Source organism: Curtobacterium sp. PhB172 (genome assembly GCF_003752545.1).
In the GTDB taxonomy this organism is placed as follows: Bacteria; Actinomycetota; Actinomycetes; order Actinomycetales; family Microbacteriaceae; genus Curtobacterium.
The window spans coordinates 68,976-90,553 of sequence record NZ_RKIF01000010.1 but is presented as its reverse complement, the minus strand read 5'-3'; the positions used below and the strand labels follow the sequence as shown (position 1 = coordinate 90,553).

The following is a 21,578-nucleotide window of genomic DNA, read 5'->3' as shown; positions in this document are numbered from 1 at the left end:
CCTCCACAGTATTGACGGGGTGAACAGTGGTCCCCAGTTCCCGTAACACCCGTGCGGTCCCAGGGCGCCGACCGTAGGTTGGTGTTACGTCCGGACAAAGGAGACGACGTGGCAGACAGCACTGGTCAGGCGAACATCGGGGTCATCGGCCTCGCCGTCATGGGGTCGAACCTCGCACGCAACCTCGCGTCGCGTGAGGGCAACACGGTCGCGGTCTACAACCGCACCTACGCCCGCACCGAAGAACTCATCAAGGAGCACGGCGACGCCGGCTTCATCGCGTCCGAGGACATCGACGGCTTCGTCGCCTCGCTCTCGAAGCCGCGCACGGCGATCATCATGGTGCAGGCTGGCAAGGGCACCGACGCCGTGATCTCGCAGCTCGCCGAGAAGTTCGAGGAAGGCGACATCATCGTCGACGGCGGCAACGCCAACTTCCACGACACGATCCGGCGTGAGCACGACCTGCGCGAGAAGGGCCTCAACTTCGTCGGCACGGGCATCTCCGGTGGTGAAGAGGGCGCACTCAAGGGCCCGTCGATCATGCCCGGCGGCTCGAAGGAAGCCTGGGAGACCCTCGGACCGATCCTGAAGTCGATCGCGGCGGTCGCCGAGGGCGAGCCCTGCGTGACCCACATCGGCACCGACGGCGCCGGCCACTTCGTCAAGATGGTGCACAACGGCATCGAGTACGCCGACATGCAGCTCATCGCCGAGTCCTACGACCTGCTCCGCCGCGTCGGCGGGCTCTCCGTCGAGGACCTGGTCAAGGTGTTCCAGGAGTGGAACGGCGGCGACCTCGAGTCCTACCTGATCGAGATCACGGTCGAGGTCCTGAAGCAGCGCGACGCCGACTCCGGCAAGCCCCTCGTCGACGTCATCCGCGACGAAGCGGGGTCCAAGGGCACCGGGGTGTGGACCGTGCAGAACGCGGTCGGGCTCGGCATCCCGGTCTCCGGCATCGGCGAAGCGGTGTTCGCCCGCGCGGTGTCGTCGAAGCCGTCGCAGCGTGCCGCGGTGCAGCAGGCGTTCCCGGACCGGCCCGACATCGCCGAGGTCCCCGACGGCTTCGAGGACGACGTCCGCGCGGCGCTCTACGCCTCGAAGGTCGTCGCCTACGCGCAGGGCTTCGACCTGATCATCGCCGGGGCCAAGGAGTACGGCTGGGACATCAACCTCGGCAACGTGGCGAAGATCTGGCGGGGTGGCTGCATCATCCGCGCCCAGTTCCTCAACCGCATCGTCGAGGCGTACGACAAGAACCCGGAGCTCGAGTCACTGCTCGTCGACCCGTACTTCGCGAACGCCGTGCAGGAGGGCGAAGCCGCCTGGCGCCGCATCGTCGGGATCGCCGCCGCGTCGGGGATCCCCGCGCCGGGGTTCTCGTCGGCGCTGTCCTACTTCGACTCGCTCGCCTCCGAGCGGCTGCCCGCCTCGCTCATCCAGGGGCAGCGCGACTTCTTCGGGGCGCACACCTACCAGCGCATCGACAAGGACGGCACCTTCCACACGCTGTGGTCCGACGACGACCGCCGAGAGGTCGACCAGGAACCGTCCACCCACTAGACCGCGGCACGACCGCACCCTCGAAGGGCCCTGCCGATCGGCGGGGCCCTTCCCACGTCCGACCGCTGTGCGCTCGGTCACGACGATGCGCTCGGTTCAGGCGACGATGCGCTCGCGCGCGAGGTCGGCGACGAGCCGGTCCAGGCGTGACCCTCGGCCGAGCAGCCGACGGGAGCCGGGAGCCGTCCGTACGAAGAAGGTCGCGACCGCAGGTGTGTCGTCCGGCCGGACGTAGTGGATCGCGACCGCGCACGCCCGACGGGCATCGGCGCGGTCACCGTCGCCGTGGACGTCCTCGATCCCGACGTGCACCACCCGGCTCCACCGGACCACGAGCAACCGTGTGGCCTTGCGGTCGTCGAGTTCCCACAGGGAGGCCTCGGTCGCCCCGAACGCCCACGTCACGCGGGCACCGAGGCTCACCTCCGGCCGGACCTCGGCGATCGCGTCGCGCAGTTCGGTCGTCGGAGCCGCCGGCACGAGCCAGACCGTGGGGTCGATGCGGCGGATGGCGAGCGCGAGGGCCTCGTCGGCGTGCCGGCGTCGCACCGCAGCGGCACGGAAGACCGCGACCACGATGACCGTGACGCCCAGCGCGATCGCACCGAAATCGACGATCCCGAACCAGGACAGGTCCACGTCGGGCGCCGTCGCGACGACGATGATCCGTGCGGTGAGGAGCGCCGCCCAGATGCCCACGATCACCCACCGCAACGTGGACAGGCGCTGTGCAGCCGACATCGGCGTGCGGTCGGAGCGGCGGGCGCGGCCGGGGCGCGGAACTGGATCTGGACGCCTCGGCACACCCCGATCCTCGCACGGCCCGATCGGCAGGTGCTGGCCGGGGTCGGTGAACGCCCGGGGAACCGCACGCACAGCCGACGAGCGGCCGGGCGACCTACGCTCGGGCGGTGACCACCGAACGCACCACGGACGTCCCGACGCCGGACGACCCATCGACGGACGAACGCCCCGCCGGAGCTCCGCTCCGCCGGCCCGCGGTCCTCGCTGCGGCCGTCGGTCTCGTGGCCGCCGCCGCCTTCCTCGGGATCGCCGAGTTCGGGGCGCTGCTCCTCGGTGGTGCCGGCAGCCCGTTGGTGGCCGTCGGGTCCGCCGTGATCGACCTCGCACCGGCGGGGGCAAAGAACCTGATGGTCGCCCTGTTCGGCACCGGCGACAAGGTCGCACTCTTCGCGCTCATGACCGTCATCGTCGCCGCGATCAGCGCCGGGGCCGGGGTCCTCGAGCGCGCTCGGCCGCCCTTCGGGGCACTGGTCTTCGCCGTCGGCGGCGTGCTCGCGCTCATCGCGGTGAGCACCCGTTCCGGCAGCGGCACGTTCGACGGCGCTCCCACCGTGTTCGGCGTGGCGGCCGCCGTGATCACCCTGCGGCTGCTGCTCCGCCGGCTCCGGCGCTGGGAGGCCGCAGCGGCCGTCCCGTCGGCGTCACCGCGACCTGCCTCGACCGAGCGCCGCGCGTTCCTGGTCTGGGGCGTCGCGACCGCAGCGGTCGCGGTCGTGGTGGGCACCGCCTCCCGGATGGGGTCGTCCGCGATGCAGGCGGTCGCCGCTGCCCGACGAGCCGTGCGCCTGCCCGCGGCGGCGACGCCCGCACCGGCCGTGCCGGCCGGCGCCTCGCTCGACGTCGACGGGATCACGCCGTACGTCACACCGAACGCCGACTTCTACCGGATCGACACCGCGCTGCGTGTCCCCTCCATCGATCCGGGCGACTGGAGCCTGCGCATCCACGGCGCCGTCGAGAACGAGGTCACGCTGACGTGGGACGAGTTGCTGGCCCTGCCGCTGGAAGAGCACATGGCTACCCTGAGCTGCGTGTCCAACGAGGTCGGCGGCGACCTGATCGGCAACGCACTCTGGCTCGGGTACCCGATCCGGGAGCTGCTGGCCCGCGCGAAGCCGACCGGGGACGCAGACATGGTGCTGTCCCGCAGCATCGACGGGTTCACCGCCGGGACGCCGTTGGACGTCCTGCAGGACGAGGGCACCGACGCGCTGCTCGCCATCGGCATGAACGGTGAACCGCTGCCGACCGAACACGGGTTCCCGGCACGGATGGTCGTGCCCGGACTGTTCGGGTACGTGTCGGCGACGAAGTGGGTGACCGAGATGGAGGTCACGCGCTTCGCCGATGCGCAGGGCTACTGGACGCCGCGCGGATGGTCGGAACGCGGGCCCGTGAAGCTCGAGTCGCGCATCGACACCCCACGGAACGGGACGACCGTGACCGTCGGCGAGCAGGTCGCCATCGCCGGGGTCGCCTGGCAGCCACACACCGGTGTGAAGGCCGTGCAGGTCCGGGTCGGCTCGGGTGCGTGGCAGCAGGCGGAACTCGCCGAGTCGGTGTCGGCGGACACCTGGCGCCAGTGGGTGCTGCGGTGGACGCCGACCGCGGGGTCGCACCGGATCGAGGTCCGCGCCGTGAGCGCCGACGGCGAGGTGCAGACGAGCGTCGAGCGGCCGCCCGCGCCGAACGGAGCTTCAGGCTGGGCGTCGGTGACGGTCGACGCGAAGTAGCGCGGGCCGGCGGCGTCGGGTGGAGGGCATCGGGTGGGGCCGTGCGGCGCGCCGTCCGCTGGTCGTCGAGGTTCCGAGATCTCGGCATGTCGAGCGTTCGAACGGCCGTCTGTGCGACCTCGGCGGAACTGAGCGGCGTGTCGCGATTGGTCGGCAAACCAGGTGCCGGCCGAACTCGCGCGGGTCGAGCCCGTGCCGGTCGAACTCGCGCGGGTCGAGCCCATGCTGGCCGAACTCGTGCGGGTCGGACTCGTCGGGTCAGACGGGGAGCGTCGCGACGACGCAGGTGCCGTCGACCTCGTCGTCCTGCTCGACCACGGCCGTGAACCCGGCGGCCACGAACGCCGCGACCGACGACTCTGACTGCGCCGCGGACACCTCGATGACGACCGAACCACCGGGGCGCAACCACTCCCCCGCTCCCGCGGCGATCCGCCGGTGCAGGTCGAGTCCGTCCGCGCCACCGTCGAGGGCCACACGGTGCTCGTGCTCCCGCGCTTCGACCGGCATCATCGCGATCGACGCCGTCGGGACGTAGGGGGCGTTCACCGCGATGACGTCGACGGCGCCGCGGAACCGGTCCGGCAGCGGCGCGAACAGGTCACCGGCGACGACGATCCCGCGGTCGCCGATGTTCTCAGCCGCGACGTCGACGGCATCCGGGTCGATGTCCGTGGCCACGAGGTCGAGCGCGCCGACCCGGCCGAACAACGCCACCGAGATCGCACCGGCACCGCAGCACAGGTCGACCACGCGGTCGTAGCGCTGCAACCGACGGGCAGCCTGCTCGACCACGACGGTCGTCCGGGCACGCGGGACGAACACCCCAGGGGTCACCCGGATGCGGTGTCCGTGGAAGGCGGCCCAGCCGAGGACGTACTCGAGCGGCTCACCGGCGAGGCGACGCTGGACCAGGGAACGCAGCCGGACGGGCTCACCGGTGCCGGCCTCGAGCAGCAGGTCGGCTTCGTCCTCGGCGAAGACGCTCCCCGCGGCCCGGAGCCGGGCCGCGAGGGCGTCACGCGCGGGATGGGTCACCAACGTTCCGCAGACACGTCACGTCGACGAGACGGTGAGGCGCCGTCGGCTGTGCCCATGGTTCGACGGCTCCGCTACGCTGCGCCGTCGAACATCGACGTGACGGACCCGTCGTCGAAGACCTCGTGGATGGCGCGGGCCAGGAGCGGGGCGATCGGCAGGATCTCGAGGCGGTCCCAGCGCTTCTCGACCGGCACCGGCAGGGTGTCGGTGACGACGACGCGGTCGATGAACTCGCTCTGCAGCAGCTCGGTGGCCGGGTCGGAGAACACGGCGTGGGTCGCGGCGACGACGACGCCGATCGCGCCGGCCTCCTTCAGCGCCTCAGCTGCCTTGGCGATCGTGCGCCCGGTGTCGATCAGGTCGTCGACGAGCAGGCACCAGCGGCCGGAGACGTCGCCGACGATCTCGTGGACCGTGACCTGGTTCGGGACCAGCGGGTCGCGACGCTTGTGGATGATGGCGAGGGGCGCGCCGAGCTTCTCGGACCAGATGTCGGCGACGCGGACGCGGCCCATGTCGGGCGACACGACCGTCAGCATCGACGGGTCGAGGATCTCGCGGAAGTGCTCGAGCAGCACCGGCATGGCGAAGAGGTGGTCCACCGGGCCGTCGAAGAAGCCCTGGATCTGGGCGGCGTGCAGGTCGACGCTCATGATGCGGTGCGCGCCCGCTGCCTTGAACAGGTCGGCGACCAGGCGGGCCGAGATCGGCTCGCGGCCGCGGCCCTTCTTGTCCTGACGGGCGTACGGGTAGAACGGCGCGACGACGGTGATGCGCTTGGCCGAGGCCCGCTTCAGCGCGTCGACGATGATGAGCTGCTCCATGAGCCACTCGTTGATCGGTGCCGTGTGCGACTGGATGACGAACGCGTCGCACCCGCGGACCGACTCGTCGAACCGGACGTACAGCTCACCGTTCGCGAAGGTCCGGGCATCGGTGGGGACCAGGTCGACACCGAGTTCCTCTGCGATCTCGGCGGAGAGCGCCGGGTGTGCTCGCCCCGAGACGAGGACGAGTCGTTTCTGGCCGGTTGTCTTGATTCCGGACAAGTGCGGTGCTCACTCCCTGACCCGTGTGGGGTCGATGTCGACGACCGGTGGTCGCCAGGATCTATTCGCCGTTCGCGTGCCGAGCAGCCTCGGCCGCCGGTGTGCCGGGTCGGTGTTCCTCGACCCATCCGTCGGTGTTGCGCTGTGGGGCGTAGCTGATCGCGAGCGATCCGGCCGGGACGTCCTTGCGGACCGTCGTTCCGGCACCCGTGTACGCACCGTCACCAATCCTAACCGGGGCGACGAACACGTTGTGCGAGCCTGTACGAACGTGCGAGCCGACCTCAGTGCGGTGCTTGTGCACGCCGTCGTAGTTCGCGGTGATCGTGTTCGCACCGATGTTCGAGTCCTCGCCCACCTCGGCGTCGCCGATGTACGACAGGTGCGGGACCTTGCTGCCGCGCCCGATCTTCGCGTTCTTCGTCTCGACGAAGGTGCCGATCTTGCCCTGGTCGCCCAGGATCGTGCCGGGACGCAGGTACGCGAACGGCCCCACCGAGGCACCGTCACCGATGACCGCGAGGGTGGCGTCGACCCGGTTCACCGTCGCGCCGGCACCGACCTCGGTGTCGCGCAGTGTGGTGTCCGGCCCGACGACGGCACCCGCGGCGATGGCGGTCGCGCCGAGGAGCTGGGTGCCGGGCAGGACCTCGGCATCCGCTTCGATCGAGACGTCGAGGTCGATCCAGGTGGTGGCCGGGTCCTGCACGGTGACGCCGGCGAGCTGGTGCCGGCGGACGATGCGGGCGTTGAGCTCGCGGGCGGCGTCGGACAGCTGCGCGCGGTCGTTGATGCCGGCGACGAGCCACGGGTCCGTCAGGGTGACCACGTCGATGATCCCCCCGCGTCCGGCGATGAGCGTCGGCGCGTCGGTGATGTACTTCTCGCCCTGTGCGTTCGCGGTCGTCAGCGACGGCAGCACGGCACGCAGGTGGGCGGCGTCGAAGGCGTAGATGCCGGCGTTCGTCTCGGTGATGGTGAGCTGGTCGGCCGTCGCGTCCTTGTGCTCGACGACGCCGACGAACGCCCCGGAGCCGTCCCGCACCACGCGCCCGAGTCCGGTCGGGTCGGGCGCGATCGCACTGACGAGGGTGACGGCGTTGGCCGCGCCGAGGTGCGCGTCGACCAGCGTCCGGAGCGAGCCGGCGTCGAGCAACGGGACGTCGCCGGAGAGCACCACGACGGCACCGTCGAAGTCGGCGGGGAGTGCCTGGACCGCGACCTCGACCGCGCGGCCGGTGCCGGGGACGTCGTCCTGGTCGACGACGATGGCGTCGGGCGCACGCTCCGTGATCTCCGCTGCGACCAGGTCACGCTCGTGCCGCACGACCACGGCCACGTGCTCCGGCCCGAGGGACGACGCCGTCCGCAGGACGTGCGCGATGAGCGGCAGCCCGGCGAGCCGGTGCAGCACCTTGGGGGTGGACGACTTCATGCGCGTGCCCTGCCCGGCGGCGAGGACGACGACGGCGATGCGCTGGTCGGTCATGGGTCCATCCTGGCGCACCCGCGCCGCGGAGTCCGGTGGAACCGCGGCCCTGTGCAGAACCGTGCGCACAACCGCACGGGTGACGTTCCTTCCCATCACCGTCGGGATGGAAAGCGGGATCGGGCGTACCTGGCCGGAAGGAACGACCAGCTACGCCCGGAACGACCAGCTACGCCCACACACCTACCCGCGCAACGACACCTACGCGCGCAGCACCCGCGGCTCGGCCTTCACGAACGCCATGAGCACCAGCCCCACGACGAGCACCACCACGATCCCGAGGATCCCGAAGCGCGTCGAGCCGCCGACCGTCACCGCGACACCGAACAGCGCCGGCGCCAGGAACGACGCCGCCCGGCCGGTGGTGGCGTAGAGGCCGAAGAGCTCGCCCTCGCGGCCGGGGGTCGCCAGCCGCGCCAGGTAGGCCCGCGACGACGACTGCACGGGTCCGACGAACAGCGCCAGGGTCAGCCCCAGCACCCAGAACCACTCCGTCCGAGTACCGACCGCCAGGACGCCGAGCCCGCAGGCAGCGAGGCCGATCAGCGAGACCATGATGAGCGCGCGCGAGCCGAAGCGGTCGTCGAGGCGTCCGGACACGAAGGTGGCGATGCCGGCGACGACGTTCGCGGCGATGGCGAACAGGATGACCTGCGAGGCGCTGAACCCGAACACCTGCGCCGCGATGATCCCGCCGAAGGTGAACACCGCCCCGACACCGTCGCGGAACACCGCGCTGGCGACCAGGAACGCGAGCACGTTCCGCCGCTCGCGCCAGAGCCGGGCGATGTCCCGACCCAGGTCGCGGTAGGCACCGAACACGCCGCCGGTGTGCCGGTGGTCGGGCGCGGCCTCGGGCACGACGACGAAGAGCGGGATCGAGCTGACCGCGAGCCACACGGCAGCGATGCCGATCGCGACGCGGACGTCCCACTGCCCGGTCGCGACGGTGGCCGGCAGCTGCAGCAGTCCGCCGACGACGCCGTCGCCGCGGAAGTCCTGGATGCAGAGCACGAGCAGCAGCACGAGCAGCACGATGCCGCCGAAGTACCCGGCGGCCCACCCGATCGCGGACACCCGTCCGGTGCGCTCCCCCGACGCGACCTGCCCGATCATGGCGTTGTAGCCCACGCTCGCGATCTCGTACGCGACCGTGCCGATGCCGAGCAGCGCCGCCCCGAGCACCAGGTACGGCTGGCTCGGTGCGACGAAGACCATGCCGCCGATGGACAGCACGATGCCGATCGTGGCGATGAGCACGGACCGGCGGCGGTGCCCGGACGAGTCTGCCAGGCGCCCGATCGCCGGGGCCACGAGCGCGACGACGATGCCGGCGATCGTCAGTGCCGTGGAGACCACCGCGGCGTTGTGGGCGAGTTCGCGTTCCACCAACGCCGTGCCCGCGGCGGACGTGTCCGCCACCTTCGCCGGGTCGACGAACGCCCGGCTGGCCAGGTACGTGCTGAACACGAACGTGGTGACGACGGCGTTGAACGCCGCGGACCCCCAGTCCCACAGCGCCCAGGACACGAGCGCGCGCCGGTCGGTGCGCTGCGGCACGACGGCGGCCGGTGAAGCGGTCATGCGCGAACCGTAGCGCGTCCCGGTGACGCACCGGTGGCCCCGTTCCGGGTCACGTGCCGGACGGGAGGCGCGCGGCGGCCTGGCCACGGGCCTCCCGTCCGCACTGTGCGTGCGTCGTCACCCCGCGCGAGCTTCCGCGCACGGTGCCCGCCCACAGGGCGGCACCATGTGGACGACCGTGGACACAACGACGAACCTCGCACCGTGCGCCAACCACCAGCCGGACGGGAGGCCCGTGACGACCCCGCCACGGGCCTCCCGTCCGCACCGTGCGTGCGTCGTCACCCCGTGCGAGCTTCCGCGCACCGTGCCCGGTTGCGACCCCGCACGGGGCACGCAACGCGGCGCGGGGCAGCGAACCGAGCACCGTGCGCGCTCAGGCGGGGACGCCGCCGGGGTAGACGACCGACTTGAGGGACTCCGGGTCGGTGTCGCTCTCGAGTGCCTCGCGGACCTCGTCGAGGCCGAACCGACCCGTCACGAGCGAGTCGAGGTCGATCTGCCCGGACGCGACCAGGCCGATCGCGACGGGCCACGTGCCGGTGTAGCGGAAGATCCCGGTGACCGTGACCTCGAGGTTCTGGATGTGCTCGACAGGCAGGGTCATCTCGGAGTTGCCGAGCCCGACGAGCACCGCGGCGCCGGCCGGTCCGACGGCCTTGATGCCGTCGGACACGGCACGGGGAGCACCGCTGGCGTCGATGAACGCGTCGACCGGGGCGATGTCCGAGGCGACGGACACCACGGTCGGGTCGACGACCTCGGTGGCGCCGTACTGCAACGCACGCTCCCGGCGCTCGGGGACCAGGTCGCTGATGACGATCCGGGTGGCGCCGAAGGCCCGCGCCGCCTGGGCGCAGATGATCCCGATCGGACCGGCACCGGCGATGAGCACCGAGGAGCCGGGGACGATGCCGGCCTTGCGGACCGCGGCGATCCCGACGGACAGCGGTTCGAGCAGGGCACCGGCCTCGAACGAGACGGAGTCGGGCAGCACGTGGGCGAACTCGGCCTCGATCGTGACGAACTCGGCGAAGGCGCCGTCGACCGGCGGGGTCGCGTAGAAGCGCATGTGCGGGCAGAGGTTGTAGCGGCCGGCCAGGCACTGCGCACAGCGGTGGCACGGGCGCTGCGGTTCGACGGCGACGCGCTCCCCGACGCGGGCGGGGTCGACGCCAGCGCCGACGGCGGTGATCGTGCCGGACAGCTCGTGGCCGAGGACGAGCGGCTCCTCGACGACGAAGTCCCCGATGCGGCCGTGGCGGTAGTAGTGCACGTCGGAGCCGCACACCCCGACGGCGGCGACCCGGACGAGCACGTCGCCCGGTTCGACCTCGGGCACGGGGCGGTCCTCGACGGTCAGGTCCTGGGTCCCGAGCAGCACGCTGGTGCGCTGGCGCTGGATGGAGGTCATGGGGTTCTCGCTTCCTCGGCCGCGGCGTCGCGGTCGGACGTGGGGGTGGTGGAGCGGTCGGACGTGGGGGTGGTCGTGGTGTCGGCTGGAGCGGGCCTCGGGACGAACCCGGCTGCCGTCGGGTCGCGCAGCAGGTCGCGGAACCCGAGTTCGGCGGCGCCGCGGAGCAGGACGTCCCGCCCGAGGGCTGCCGGCACGACGCGCAGCCGGTCGGTCATCGCGGCCATCGTCTGCGCCCGGACGTCGTTCTCGACGCGGTCCCCGACGTGTCCGAGCAACGTGCTGAGGAACCCGCCGAGCACCACGACCTCGGGATCGACGGTGTGGATCGCGTTGCGGAGCGCGGTGGCGAGCGCCGTCACCTGACGGTCGACCACCCGCTCGACCTCGGGCCGGTGCTCGGCGAGCGCTGCGGCGAGCGCGTCGAGGTCGTCGGGCGGTGTCCCGGTGACGTCGGTGAGCGCCGACCGCGACGCCTCGGTCTCGAGGCACCCGACGGCGCCGCAGTGGCACCGGATGCCGTTGGCCGCCACGAAGGTGTGGCCGAGTTCCCCCGCGTACCCGTCGGCGCCACTGAAGGGCCGCCCGGCGCTGACGATCCCGCCGCCGATGCCGCTGGCGCCGCCGTTCAGGTACACGAGGGCGTCGACGCCGCGGGCGCTTCCGTACAGGCGTTCGGCCCAGGCACCGAGGTTGGCGTCGTTCGCAGCCCGGACGGGCAGGCCGAGACGTTCAGCGAGCGGCACCGCGAGCGGTTCGTCGCGCCAGCCGAGGTGCGGGGCGTTGCGGACGGTGCCGTCCTCGACGCGCACGATGCCGGGGACGGCGACGCCGACACCGACGATCCGGGTGTCTGGGGCTGTCCTCGCCCGCGCGGCGGTCCGGGCGCTCAGCACGCCGAAGATCCGTTCGACCGCGTCGATCGCCCGGGCTGCCGTCGGCACGGTGGTCTGCCGCTCGACGAGCCGGTCGCGCACGGTGCCGTCGAGGGCGACGAGGGCCACCCCGACCGCGTCGATCTCGACCGTGACGGCGGCGGCGAGCACGTTGCCCGACGCCCGCACGACACCGCTCGGCCGTCCGACCCCGACGCTCGGGGCACCGGCGGACGGCATCTCCTCGAGCACGAGTCCGGCCTCGACGAGTTCGCCGACGAGCGCCAGTACCGTCGAGCGGTTCAGGCCGGTGCGCCGGGTGAGTTCGGCGCGGGTGACCGGGCCTTCCTCGTGCACCAGGCGGAGGACGCGCGCGGCGTTGCCGGGTGTCGCGGTCGGTTGCCGGACCATGGTGCTCCTCGTCGGTCGGTCGGTCGGTTGGTGGTGGGTCGGTGGGTGGGGCTGCGCCGAGTCTCGCGCTGAGCGACAGTCCTCGCGCTCGCGGGCCCGCGAAGTGTCGCTCAGCCTGGGTCTCGGCCCCGGCTCAGCCCGGCTCAGCCCGGCTCAGCCCGGCTCACGCCCGCGACCGCGAGAACGCGGCGTCGAACGAGGCCTCCGGCGGCGCGATCGTGCCGAGCTGCCGCACGAACGCCAGCGCTTCGGGTCCTCCGACGAGTCGGTCCATGCCGGCGTCCTCCCACTCGACGCTGGTCGGGCCGGTGTACCCGATGTGGTTCAGCACGCGGAACACCCGCTCCCACGGCACGTCGCCGTGTCCGGCGGTCACGAAGTCCCAGCCGCGGCGCGGGTCACCCCACGGCAGGTGCGAGCCGAGCCGGCCGTTGCGCCCGTCGAGCTGCTTCACCGACTCCTTGCAGTGCACGTGGTACACCCGGTCGGCGAAGTCGAGCAGGAACGCGGCGGGGTCGAGGTCCTGCCAGACGAAGTGCGAGGGGTCGAAGTTGAACCCGAACGCCGGCCGGTCCGCGAACAGCTCGAGCGTGCGCTTGGCGGTCCAGTAGTCGTAGGCGATCTCGGACGGGTGCACCTCGAGCGCGAAGCGGACCCCGACTTCCTCGAACACGTCGATGATCGGCGACCACCGGTCGTGGAAGTCCTGGTACCCGGCGTCGATCATGCTCGGCGGGACCGGCGGGAAGCCCGCGACGGTCTTCCAGATCGACGACCCGGAGAACCCGGTGACGGTGTCGACCCCGAGTGCCGCTGCGGCGCGGGCGGTCCACTGGAGCTCTTCGGCGGCACGCTGCCGGACGCCCTCGGGCTCGCCGTCGCCCCAGACGTGCGGCGGCAGGATGTCCTCGTGCCGCTGGTCGATGGGGTCGTCGCACACGGCCTGGCCGACCAGGTGGTTCGCGATCGTCCAGACGCGCAGCCCGTTGCGCTCCAGGATCGCCTGCCGCTCGGCGACGTACGAGGGGTCCGTCGCGGCGCGCCGGACGTCGAGGTGGTCGCCCCAGCAGGCGATCTCGAGTCCGTCGTACCCCCAGTCGCCGGCGAGCCGGGCGACCTCCTCGAAGGGCAGGTCGGCCCACTGTCCGGTGAACAGCGTGACCGGCCGGGAGGCCCGGGTCGGCTCCGCCTGGTCGCTCGCGTCCGTCGTCGTCATCGTCGTCGTCCTTCCGTGCGGTGGTCGGGGTCCGTGCTGTGGTCGAGGTGCGTGCTGTGGTCGAGGTGCGTGCTGTGGTCGAGGTGCGTCACCACGACCCGGGTGCGGACCCGGCGGGGACGGTGGCGGGGCGGTCGACGCGCGAGCGCACGTCGACGACCGCGTGGTCGCGGGCCGCGGCCGAGACGGCCTCCATGACCTCGAGCACGTGGAACGCGAGGTCGCCCGAGGCCCGGTGCGGACGGTCGGTGGCGATCGCGTGCGCCAGGTCGGCGAGCCCGTACCCACGGCCGGCGTCGGCGTACCCGGCGGAGACCGGCAGCTCGCGCCACTCGCGGTCGTCCGACGTGGCGATCGACACCGGGTCCGAGAACCGGTTCGGGTCCGGCACACCGAGGGTGCCGGCCGTGCCGTACACCTCGAAGAGCGGTGCGCGGGTCGCCCACACCTCGAACGAGACGGTGACGGTCGAGACGACACCGTTCTCGTGTTCGAGGATCGCGACCACGTGGGTGTCGATGTCGACCGGGATCGACGTGCCGGCGTTCGGTCCGGTCGCGATGGTCCGCTCGCGGGTGGAGCGGGTGGCACTGCCGCTCACCCGGACGACCGGTCCGAAGAACGTGACGAGGCTGGTCAGGTAGTAGGGGCCCATGTCGAGCAGCGGGCCGCCACCGGGCTGGTAGTAGAACGCAGGTGCAGGGTGCCAGAGTTCGTGGCCGGGGGCGCTCCAGGCGACGGCCGCACCGACCGGGGTGCCGATCAGGCCGTCGTCGAGGGCGGCCCGCGCGGTCTGGATGCCGGTGCCGAGCACGGTGTCCGGGGCGCTGCCGACCCGCAGGCCCGTGGCTCGGGCGGCCTCGAGCACCGGTTCGGCCTCGGCCGTGGACATCGCCAGGGGCTTCTCGCCGTAGACGTGCTTGCCCGCGGCGAGCGCCCGGGTCGCGACGTCGGCGTGGGCGGCGGGGATCGTCAGGTTGAGCACCACGTCGACGTCGTCGGCCGCGAGCAGCTCGTCGACGCTCGTGCCGCGCACGCCCTGTACGGCGCCGACCGCCTGCGCCCGGTCGACGTCGAGGTCGGCGACCGCGACGAGCGACAGGCCGGGCAGGGACGGGAAGTGTTCGAAGTACTGCTGGCTGATCACGCCGACGCCCACCACCCCGACGCGGAGGACGGGTTCGTTCATCGTGCTGCCCACAGGAGGCCCCTCTCGATGATGGTGCGGAGCGGCTGTGACTCGACGACCTCGAGGCGGTGCCCGGGTGCGGAGACGAACACGCGACCAGCACCCCACTGCCGTGTCCAGATCGCCGGGGCGGTGACCGGACGGTTCCAGGCGTCGAAGTCGCGCGCTTCCTGCGTGGTGGTCGCGAGGACGTCGTTGTACTCGTCGGACAGCACCCAGTACTGCTCGGTGACGAGGTCGAAGTCCTCGATGCCCTGCGTGATCGGGTGTGACCGTCCGAGGTCGGTGAGGTGCACCGTGTACGGGATGTAGTTGTCGGACTGCTCCCCGACGCGCTCGTCGGGGTGCTTGCCGGCGTGGTGGGCGAACTGGCCGCCGACCATGTGCAGGTAGTCGGCGGTGTTCCGGAACGCGTCCGCGATGCCTCCGTGCCAGCCGGCCAGTCCGGCGCCGTTCAGCACCGCGCGCTGCAGCCCGGCGAACTCGTCGTCGGCGATGGTCGACATGGTGACGACCTGCACGATCAGGTCGACCTCGGCCATGACGGACTCGTCGGCGTAGACGGCCGTCGAGTCCGACACCCGGACCGCGAACCCGTTGTCGCGCAGGAACGGGACGAACAGGTCGGTGGTCTCGACGGGCTGGTGGCCGTCCCAGCCCCCGCGGACGACCAGGGCCTGGCGTGTGCCGTCGGCGGCGGTCACGCGGTCACCGTCCAGCTGCTGCCGTCGGCGGCGCTGCGTTCGACGGCGTCGAGCACCCGTTGCACGTGCAGGCCGTCCTCGAACGAGGGCGACGGGTCGGTACCGGCGACGATCGATTCGACGAAGTCCTTCACCTGGTGGCTGAAGGTGTGCTCGTACCCGATGAGGTGTCCGGTGGGCCACCACGCCGCCATGTAGGGGTGCTCGGGTTCGGTGACCAGGATGCGGCGGAAGCCCTGCTCCCCCGCGGGTGCCGACGACTCGTACAGTCGCAGTTCGTTCATGGACTCGAGGTCGAACTGGATCGCGCCCTCGGACCCGCTGATCTCGAGCGTCAGGCCGTTCTTCCGGCCGGTGGCGTAGCGCGTGGCCTCGAACGTGCCGATCGCGCCGTCGGCCGCACCGCCGCCGAGTCGGGCGGTGAAGAACGCGGCGTCGTCGACGGTGACCTGCCCGCGCTCGCTCGACGCCGTGCCGGAGAGTCCGACGCCGTCGGCGAGCAGGGGGCGCTCGGTCACGAAGGTCTCGAGCAGCCCGGACACCCGGGTGAGCTCGGCGCCGGTGACGTGCTCGACGAGGTCGATCGCGTGCGCGCCGATGTCGCCGAGCGCACCGGAACCGGCGAGCTCCTTGTCGAGGCGCCAGGTCATCGGGCCGTCCTCGTCGGCGAGCCAGTCCTGCAGGTAGAGCGCGCGGACCTGGCGCACGGTGCCGATCCGGCCGTCCTGCACGAGCTGTCGGGCGAAGGCGATGGCCGGCACCCGGCGGTAGCTGAACCCGACCATGGCGCGGACCCCGTGCGCCCGGGCGGCTGCGGCAGCGGCGGTCATCGCCTCGGCCTGTTCGACGGTGTTCGCGAGCGGCTTCTCGCACAGGACGTGCTTGCCGGCCTCGAGCGCGGCGATCGCGATCTCGACGTGCGACGACCCGGGCGACACGATGTCGACGACGTCGATGTCCGGGTCGGCCAGGACGGCGCGCCAGTCGGTCGACGCGGACTGCCAGCCGTACTGCACGCGAGCGGCCTCGGTGCGTTCCGGGTCGCGCCCGACGATCACCGCCATCTCGGGTTCGACCCCGAGATCGAAGAACCTGGGGGCGGTCCGCCACGCCTGTGAGTGCGCGGCTCCCATGAAGCCGTGCCCCACCATGGCGATCCGCAGTCGTTGCTGCGCCGTCGAAACACTTGCCATCCGCTCGCTCCTTTGCGATCACGTCCTTGCCACAGCCAACACTACCGCTTATGTTGGGCGCGGCAACATTTTGTTTCGACGACGAACGGTGACCACCATGGCAACGACGCCCACCCGTGCAGACAAGTTCTCCTTCGGTCTCTGGACCATCGGCTACAACGGCTCCGACCCCTTCGGCGGGCCGACCCGTCCGGCCCTCGACGTGGTCGAGGCGGTCGAGAAGCTCGACGAACTCGGCGCCTACGGCCTGACCTTCCACGACGACGACCTGTTCGCGTTCGGTTCGACCGACGCCGAGCGGCAGACGCAGATCGACCGCCTCAAGGGTGCGCTCGACTCCACCGGCCTCATCGTGCCGATGGTGACGACGAACCTGTTCTCGGCGCCCGTGTTCAAGGACGGTGGCTTCACCTCGAACGACCGGCAGGTCCGCCGCTTCGCGCTCCGCAAGGTCCTGCGCAACATCGACCTCGCCGCCGAGCTCGGTGCGTCGACGTTCGTGATGTGGGGCGGCCGCGAAGGCTCCGAGTACGACAGCGCGAAGGACGTGCAGGCCGCACTCGAGCGCTACCGCGAGGCCGTCAACCTGCTCGCCGACTACGTCACCGACAAGGGCTACGGCATCCGCTTCGCCATCGAGCCGAAGCCGAACGAGCCCCGCGGCGACATCCTGCTGCCGACCCTCGGCCACGCCATCGCCTTCACCGAGACCCTCGAGCGCCCCGAGCTGTTCGGCATCAACCCCGAGGTCGGCCACGAGCAGATGGCGGGCCTGAACTTCACGGCCGGCATCGCCCAGGCGCTCTACCAGGGCAAGCTCTTCCACATCGACCTCAACGGTCAGCGCGGCATCAAGTACGACCAGGACCTGGTGTTCGGCCACGGCGACCTGCAGAACGCGTTCTCGCTCGTCGACCTGCTCGAGCACGGTTCGCCGCAGGGTGGCCAGGCCTACGACGGCCCGCGCCACTTCGACTACAAGCCGAGCCGCACCGAGGACATCACGGGCGTCTGGGACTCGGCCGCCGCGAACATGCGCATGTACCTGCTCCTCAAGGAGCGCGCGCAGGCCTTCCGCGCCGACCCCGAGGTGCAAGCCGCGCTCGAGGCCTCGAAGGTCGGGGAGCTCAGCACGCCGACCCTGCACGACGGCGAGTCCTACGACGCCTTCCTGTCCGACCGCTCGGCCTACGAGGACTTCGACGCCGACGCGTACTTCGGCGGCAAGGGCTTCGGCTTCGTCCGACTGCAGCAGCTCGCCATCGAGCACCTGCTCGGCGCGCGCTGACAGGCTGCGGGGATGACACAGCTCGTCGCCGGCGTCGACTCGTCGACCCAGTCCTGCAAGGTCACGATCCGCGATGCGGCGACGGGTGCCGTCGTCCGTGAGGGACGTGCCGCCCACCCGGACGGCACGTCCGTCGATCCCCGCCGCTGGTGGGACGCCCTCGGCACCGCGGTCGCGGACGCCGGCGGGCTCACCGACGTCGGCGCCGTCGCGATCGCCGGGCAGCAGCACGGCATGGTCGCGCTCGACGCCGACGGTCACGTGGTCCGCGACGCCCTGCTCTGGAACGACGTGCGCAGTGCGGATGCGGCCGCGCAGATGGTCGAGGAGATCGGACGGGAATCCTGGGTCGCCCGGACGGGACTGGTCCCGGTGGCATCGTTCACCGGTACCAAGCTGCGCTGGCTCCGCGACGCCGAGCCGGACAACGCCGGCCGCGTCGCAGCCGTCGCGCTCCCCCACGACTGGTTGTCGTGGCGGCTGCGCGGGTACGGCCCGGCCGACGAGAGTCCGCTCGGCCCCGACCTCGACGCACTCGCCACCGACGCCTCGGACGCCAGCGGCACGGCCTACTGGGACCCGGTACGCCGGGAGTACGACCCGGACCTGTTCGAACTCGCGCTCGGTCGCCCGATGCGCGTCGCCGGCTCCGAGCCGACCGCGGACACCGTCGTCGTGCCGCGCGTGGTCGCCCACGACGAGGCGATGGGGACGCTCGACGTCGAGGTGGCACTGCCGAACGGCGCGGTCGCACCGGCCGGACTGGTCGTGGCTGCCGGACTCGGCGACAACGCCGGTGCGGCGCTCGGACTCGGGCTCGCCCCCGGGGACATCGCGGTGTCCCTGGGGACCAGCGGGACCGTCTTCGGCGTCACCGCGACCGAGGTCCTGGACCCGAGCGGGACCGTGGCGGGCTTCGCCGACGGGACCGGGTCGCGCCTCCCGATCGTCACGACGCTCAACGCAGCCCGCGTGCTCGAGGTGATCGGCGGCCTGCTCGGTGTGGACCACGACGCGCTCGGCGAGCTGGCGCTGCAGGCGCCGGCCGGGGCCGACGGCCTCGTGCTGGTGCCGTACTTCGTCGGCGAGCGCACGCCCAACCGGCCGGACGCGACCGCGTCACTGCTCGGGATGACCCCGGGTACGACCGACCGACCGCACCTGGCGCGCGCCGCGGTGGAGGGCATGCTCTGTGCCCTGGCCGACGGACTCGCCGCGGTCGAGGGCGCCGGCGTGACCGTGTCACGACTGCTGCTCATCGGCGGGGCAGCGCGGAACGAGGCCGTCCGGACCGTCGCCGCGCAGGTGTTCGGGCGCGACGTGCTCATCCCGGAACCCGGCGAGTACGTGGCCTCCGGGGCCGCGCGTCAGGCAACCTGGGCGTTGACCGGCGCGCTGCCGTCGTGGGACATCGCGACGACGACCGTGCCGGCGGACCCGCACCCCGAGGTGCTCGAGCAGTACCGCGCCGCGGCGCGCTGACCGAGGAGACCCATGGCACGCACCGACCTCCCGCTCGACGAACTCCGTCGACACCGATCCGAGGTCCGGCGACCGGCCGACTTCGACGCGTTCTGGGCGGACACGATCACCGCGGCCCGGGCGGCCGGAGCGGAGACGGCTCCCGTCCTCGCTCCGGCCGACACCCCCGTGACCGGACTCGTCGTCGAGGACCTGACGTTCCCGGGGTTCGCCGGCGATCCGGTGCGCGCCTGGGTCTCGCGACCGCTGGCCGGTCGTGACACGGCGCTGCCCGTCGTGGTCGAGTTCCTCGGCTACGGCGGCGGCCGCGGGCGCCCCGGCGAACGCGTGCACTGGGCCCTCGCCGGGTACGTGCACGTCGTCATGGACACCCGTGGCCAGGGCAGCGGGTGGGCCGGCGGCGACACCCCCGACCCGCACGGCTCCGGACCGCACGCGAGCGGGTGGATGACGAGCGGCATCGGATCCCCCGCGGACCACTACTACCGCCGGGTGTACACCGACGCCGTCCGCCTGGTGGACGCCGTGCGGACGCTGCCCGGTGTCGACCCGTCACGCATCGCCCTGACCGGCGGCAGCCAGGGCGGGGGCATCGCCATCGCCGCAGCTGCCCTCGTGGAGGCCCACGTCGGCCCGATCACCGCGGTGCTGCCCGACGTCGCGTTCCTGTGCGACTGGGAGGGCGGCACCGACATCGCCGTCGGGGGCCCGTACCTGGAGCTCGCGACCTACCTGTCCGTGCACCGCGACGCAGCCGACACGGTGTGGGACACCGCGGCGTACTTCGACGGGGTGAACCACGCCGCCGGCATCACCGCGCCGGCGCTGTTCTCCGTGGCCCTGATGGACGACGTCGTGCCGCCGCGCACGACCTTCGCCGCCTTCAACGCGCTGGGGTCGGACGACACGCACGCGTCGGCCGACCGACAGCTCGAGGTCTACCCGTACAACGGGCACGAGGGCGGCGGGTTCCGGCACTGGGAACGACAGGTGGCGTTCCTGCGCGCACGGGCGTGACGGCGCGGCCGCGTAGCGTGCCACGCATGGGCGTCAGGAACTTCGTCGTGGAGGGTGTCTCCGGTACCGGGAAGACGGCTGTCTGCCTGGAGTTGCGCCGGCGCGGCTTCCCGGCGGTGAACGGGGACCGCGAACTCGCGTACCAGGGAGATCCCCGCACCGGTGCCGCCGTCGACGGTCTGTCCGGCCTCGACGTGCACGCCCACCACCTCTGGAACGCCGAGCTGGTCCGGCAGCGGGCGGCGGACCGCTCGGAACCGGTGACCTTCTTCTGTGGCGGATCCCGGAACGTCGGCGCGTTCCTCGACCTGTTCGACGAGGTCTTCGTCCTGACCGTCGACGCAGCGACGCTCGACGACCGACTCGATGCGCGCGCCGGCGACGAGTGGGCGGGGCGGGGCCGCACGGCCGAGCGAGCCCTGGTCCGTCGGCTCCACGCATCCGGTGCGGACACGCCTCCCGGCACGCCGATCGACGCGACCCGGCCGCTGTCGGCGGTCGTCGACGAGATCCTGCGGCGGTGCGGCCTGCTGGGGGCGTGACCGACGACCGCCCCGGGCCGCCGCGTTCGCTCGCCGCTCACTCCCCCGAAGCGCGCTCGATGCGCTCGAGACGCTCGATGCGCTCGAGACCCACCCGGCACCGGTCGACGTACTCGGCGTACCGGTCCGGCCGCTGCTCCCGCGCCCACCGGGTCACGTCGACGAGGTGCAGCGCGGTGAGCGACGCCAGGGTCGCGTGGTCAGCCGGAGTGGCCAGCTCGGCGGCGGCGGTGAACTCGTCGTACTCGGCCCGCGAGATCGTCTCGTCGACGAACGCCCACTCGAACACCCGACGGGCGTCGGTCCACGGTGACGGACCGGTCTCGGCAGCACCCCAGTCGATGAGCACGGGCGCACGACCCGGTCCCCGTGCGATCAGGTTCCGCGGTGCCAGGTCGCCGTGCGCGACCCCGAATGCGAAGTGCTCCGCGGCCAGCCGCTCGAAGTGCCTCCGGAGCGCGACGGCCGAGGTGTAGGCGCCGTCCCGGCGGAGTGGATCGTCCGCGACGAGCGCTGCGCTGTTGTACGCCAGGTGCGCCGACCATGCCCGAGCCAGGTCGGTGCCGAAGCGGGTGTACAACGACGGCGGCGCCTCCGCCAGGCTGATCGAGGCAACGGTGCGCGCGGACGACCCGAGCCATGTCCAGGGGTGCTCGATCGGCCGCGGGTCGGGTTCGACGTACTCGGACACGATGAAGGGGACGCCGTCCTGGACACCGTGGTCGATCGGACGAGCGACGGCGATGCCCGCTGCGGCAGCCGCTTGCGCGGCCCACACCTCGACGGGGAACTCGTCCGAGCGCCGGGGGTCGACGGGGAACCGCACGACGACGTCGGCACCGACCGCTCGCCGCACCCGGTACGTGTGGTTCACGGATCCGCCCAGCAGCCGTTCGGCCTGGCCGTCCGAGGTGCCGACGGCGCGCAGGACCGCGTTCAGTCGGTGGCGGTGGGTGTCGTCGTCGAGCACGCTCCCATCAT

Annotated in this window: 18 protein-coding genes; 6 read left to right on the top strand and 12 right to left on the bottom strand. The window is 72.1% G+C overall.

The window, feature by feature from the left end; translation table 11 throughout:
• Positions 1–108: 108 nt before the first annotated feature.
• Positions 109–1,566 (top strand): NADP-dependent phosphogluconate dehydrogenase, encoded by a 1,458-nt coding sequence (gene gndA / locus EDF42_RS14595; RefSeq protein ID WP_123672992.1) that lies wholly within the window; start codon positions 109–111, stop codon positions 1,564–1,566.
• A 96-nt stretch (positions 1,567–1,662) separates the two neighbouring features.
• Here gndA and EDF42_RS14590 read toward each other — a convergent pair whose 3' ends face one another.
• The gene (locus tag EDF42_RS14590) at positions 1,663–2,307 is read right to left on the bottom strand and encodes a hypothetical protein (RefSeq protein ID WP_123672990.1); all 645 of its coding nucleotides are present in this window, start codon (positions 2,305–2,307) and stop codon (positions 1,663–1,665) included.
• A 170-nt stretch (positions 2,308–2,477) separates the two neighbouring features.
• Between EDF42_RS14590 and EDF42_RS14585 the strand changes: the two genes are divergently transcribed.
• Entirely contained in the window at positions 2,478–4,103 is a 1,626-nt protein-coding gene (locus EDF42_RS14585) for a molybdopterin-dependent oxidoreductase (RefSeq protein WP_123672988.1), read from the top strand.
• 258 nt (positions 4,104–4,361) lie between these two features.
• Here the strand turns inward: EDF42_RS14585 and EDF42_RS14580 are convergent, their stop codons facing one another.
• The 10 genes from EDF42_RS14580 to EDF42_RS14535 all read right to left on the bottom strand — a co-directional run bounded on the left by EDF42_RS14580 (position 4,362) and on the right by EDF42_RS14535 (position 16,268).
• Entirely contained in the window at positions 4,362–5,141 is a 780-nt protein-coding gene (locus EDF42_RS14580) for a putative protein N(5)-glutamine methyltransferase (protein WP_260235518.1), read from the bottom strand.
• Between the two features lie 74 nt (positions 5,142–5,215).
• The gene (locus EDF42_RS14575) at positions 5,216–6,193 is read right to left on the bottom strand and encodes a ribose-phosphate diphosphokinase (protein WP_111084848.1); all 978 of its coding nucleotides are present in this window, start codon (positions 6,191–6,193) and stop codon (positions 5,216–5,218) included.
• 61 nt (positions 6,194–6,254) lie between these two features.
• Positions 6,255–7,682: a bifunctional UDP-N-acetylglucosamine diphosphorylase/glucosamine-1-phosphate N-acetyltransferase GlmU gene (gene glmU, locus EDF42_RS14570; protein ID WP_123672984.1), complete on the bottom strand. Its 1,428-nt coding sequence runs from the start codon at positions 7,680–7,682 to the stop codon at positions 6,255–6,257.
• A 201-nt stretch (positions 7,683–7,883) separates the two neighbouring features.
• The gene (locus tag EDF42_RS14565) at positions 7,884–9,266 is read right to left on the bottom strand and encodes an MFS transporter (RefSeq protein WP_123672982.1); all 1,383 of its coding nucleotides are present in this window, start codon (positions 9,264–9,266) and stop codon (positions 7,884–7,886) included.
• A 376-nt stretch (positions 9,267–9,642) separates the two neighbouring features.
• Positions 9,643–10,680 (bottom strand): NAD(P)-dependent alcohol dehydrogenase, encoded by a 1,038-nt coding sequence (locus tag EDF42_RS14560; protein ID WP_123294705.1) that lies wholly within the window; start codon positions 10,678–10,680, stop codon positions 9,643–9,645.
• Positions 10,677–11,966 carry an ROK family transcriptional regulator gene (locus EDF42_RS14555; RefSeq protein ID WP_123672981.1) on the bottom strand — a complete coding sequence of 430 codons (1,290 nt, stop codon included), beginning with the start codon at positions 11,964–11,966 and terminating at the stop codon, positions 10,677–10,679. The genes EDF42_RS14560 and EDF42_RS14555 overlap by 4 nt, the downstream gene beginning before the upstream one ends.
• 163 nt (positions 11,967–12,129) lie before the next feature.
• Positions 12,130–13,182: a sugar phosphate isomerase/epimerase gene (locus EDF42_RS14550; protein WP_123672979.1), complete on the bottom strand. Its 1,053-nt coding sequence runs from the start codon at positions 13,180–13,182 to the stop codon at positions 12,130–12,132.
• 88 nt (positions 13,183–13,270) lie between these two features.
• Positions 13,271–14,371: a Gfo/Idh/MocA family protein gene (locus EDF42_RS14545; RefSeq protein ID WP_123673250.1), complete on the bottom strand. Its 1,101-nt coding sequence runs from the start codon at positions 14,369–14,371 to the stop codon at positions 13,271–13,273.
• Entirely contained in the window at positions 14,368–15,075 is a 708-nt protein-coding gene (locus EDF42_RS14540; RefSeq protein WP_123672977.1) for a ThuA domain-containing protein, read from the bottom strand. The genes EDF42_RS14545 and EDF42_RS14540 overlap by 4 nt, the downstream gene beginning before the upstream one ends.
• Positions 15,072–16,268 carry a Gfo/Idh/MocA family protein gene (locus EDF42_RS14535; RefSeq protein ID WP_260235517.1) on the bottom strand — a complete coding sequence of 399 codons (1,197 nt, stop codon included), beginning with the start codon at positions 16,266–16,268 and terminating at the stop codon, positions 15,072–15,074. Before EDF42_RS14535 ends, EDF42_RS14540 begins: the two co-directional genes overlap by 4 nt.
• A 97-nt stretch (positions 16,269–16,365) precedes the next feature.
• On the opposite strand from EDF42_RS14535, the gene xylA reads away from it, so the two are divergent.
• The 4 genes from xylA to EDF42_RS14515 are packed head-to-tail and all read left to right on the top strand — an operon-like array spanning position 16,366 to position 20,597.
• The gene (gene xylA / locus EDF42_RS14530; RefSeq protein ID WP_123672973.1) at positions 16,366–17,556 is read left to right on the top strand and encodes a xylose isomerase; all 1,191 of its coding nucleotides are present in this window, start codon (positions 16,366–16,368) and stop codon (positions 17,554–17,556) included.
• Positions 17,557–17,568: 12 nt separating this feature from the next.
• Entirely contained in the window at positions 17,569–19,038 is a 1,470-nt protein-coding gene (locus tag EDF42_RS14525; protein WP_123672971.1) for a xylulokinase, read from the top strand.
• Positions 19,039–19,050: 12 nt separating this feature from the next.
• Positions 19,051–20,055 carry an acetylxylan esterase gene (locus tag EDF42_RS14520; RefSeq protein WP_123340613.1) on the top strand — a complete coding sequence of 335 codons (1,005 nt, stop codon included), beginning with the start codon at positions 19,051–19,053 and terminating at the stop codon, positions 20,053–20,055.
• Positions 20,056–20,081: 26 nt separating this feature from the next.
• A complete protein-coding gene (locus EDF42_RS14515) occupies positions 20,082–20,597 on the top strand; it encodes a nucleoside kinase (RefSeq protein ID WP_123672969.1) in 516 nt (171 codons plus the stop codon).
• A 37-nt stretch (positions 20,598–20,634) separates the two neighbouring features.
• On the opposite strand, the gene EDF42_RS14510 is transcribed toward EDF42_RS14515, so the two are convergent.
• Positions 20,635–21,567 (bottom strand): phosphotransferase, encoded by a 933-nt coding sequence (locus EDF42_RS14510; protein WP_123672967.1) that lies wholly within the window; start codon positions 21,565–21,567, stop codon positions 20,635–20,637.
• Between the last annotated feature and the right edge of the window lie 11 nt (positions 21,568–21,578).

Bases quoted from the DNA above. Each gene is read 5' to 3' on its own strand.
- EDF42_RS14590 (WP_123672990.1), bottom strand. From the start codon at position 2,307: ATGTCGGCTGCACAGCGCCTGTCCACGTTGCGGTGGGTGATCGTGGGC.
- glmU (WP_123672984.1), bottom strand. From the start codon at position 7,682: ATGACCGACCAGCGCATCGCCGTCGTCGTCCTCGCCGCCGGGCAGGGC.
- EDF42_RS14565 (WP_123672982.1), bottom strand. From the start codon at position 9,266: ATGACCGCTTCACCGGCCGCCGTCGTGCCGCAGCGCACCGACCGGCGC.
- EDF42_RS14560 (WP_123294705.1), bottom strand. From the start codon at position 10,680: ATGACCTCCATCCAGCGCCAGCGCACCAGCGTGCTGCTCGGGACCCAG.
- EDF42_RS14555 (WP_123672981.1), bottom strand. From the start codon at position 11,966: ATGGTCCGGCAACCGACCGCGACACCCGGCAACGCCGCGCGCGTCCTC.
- EDF42_RS14550 (WP_123672979.1), bottom strand. From the start codon at position 13,182: ATGACGACGACGGACGCGAGCGACCAGGCGGAGCCGACCCGGGCCTCC.
- EDF42_RS14545 (WP_123673250.1), bottom strand. From the start codon at position 14,371: ATGAACGAACCCGTCCTCCGCGTCGGGGTGGTGGGCGTCGGCGTGATC.
- EDF42_RS14535 (WP_260235517.1), bottom strand. From the start codon at position 16,268: ATGGCAAGTGTTTCGACGGCGCAGCAACGACTGCGGATCGCCATGGTG.
- xylA (WP_123672973.1), top strand. From the start codon at position 16,366: ATGGCAACGACGCCCACCCGTGCAGACAAGTTCTCCTTCGGTCTCTGG.
- EDF42_RS14525 (WP_123672971.1), top strand. From the start codon at position 17,569: ATGACACAGCTCGTCGCCGGCGTCGACTCGTCGACCCAGTCCTGCAAG.
- EDF42_RS14520 (WP_123340613.1), top strand. From the start codon at position 19,051: ATGGCACGCACCGACCTCCCGCTCGACGAACTCCGTCGACACCGATCC.
- EDF42_RS14515 (WP_123672969.1), top strand. From the start codon at position 20,082: ATGGGCGTCAGGAACTTCGTCGTGGAGGGTGTCTCCGGTACCGGGAAG.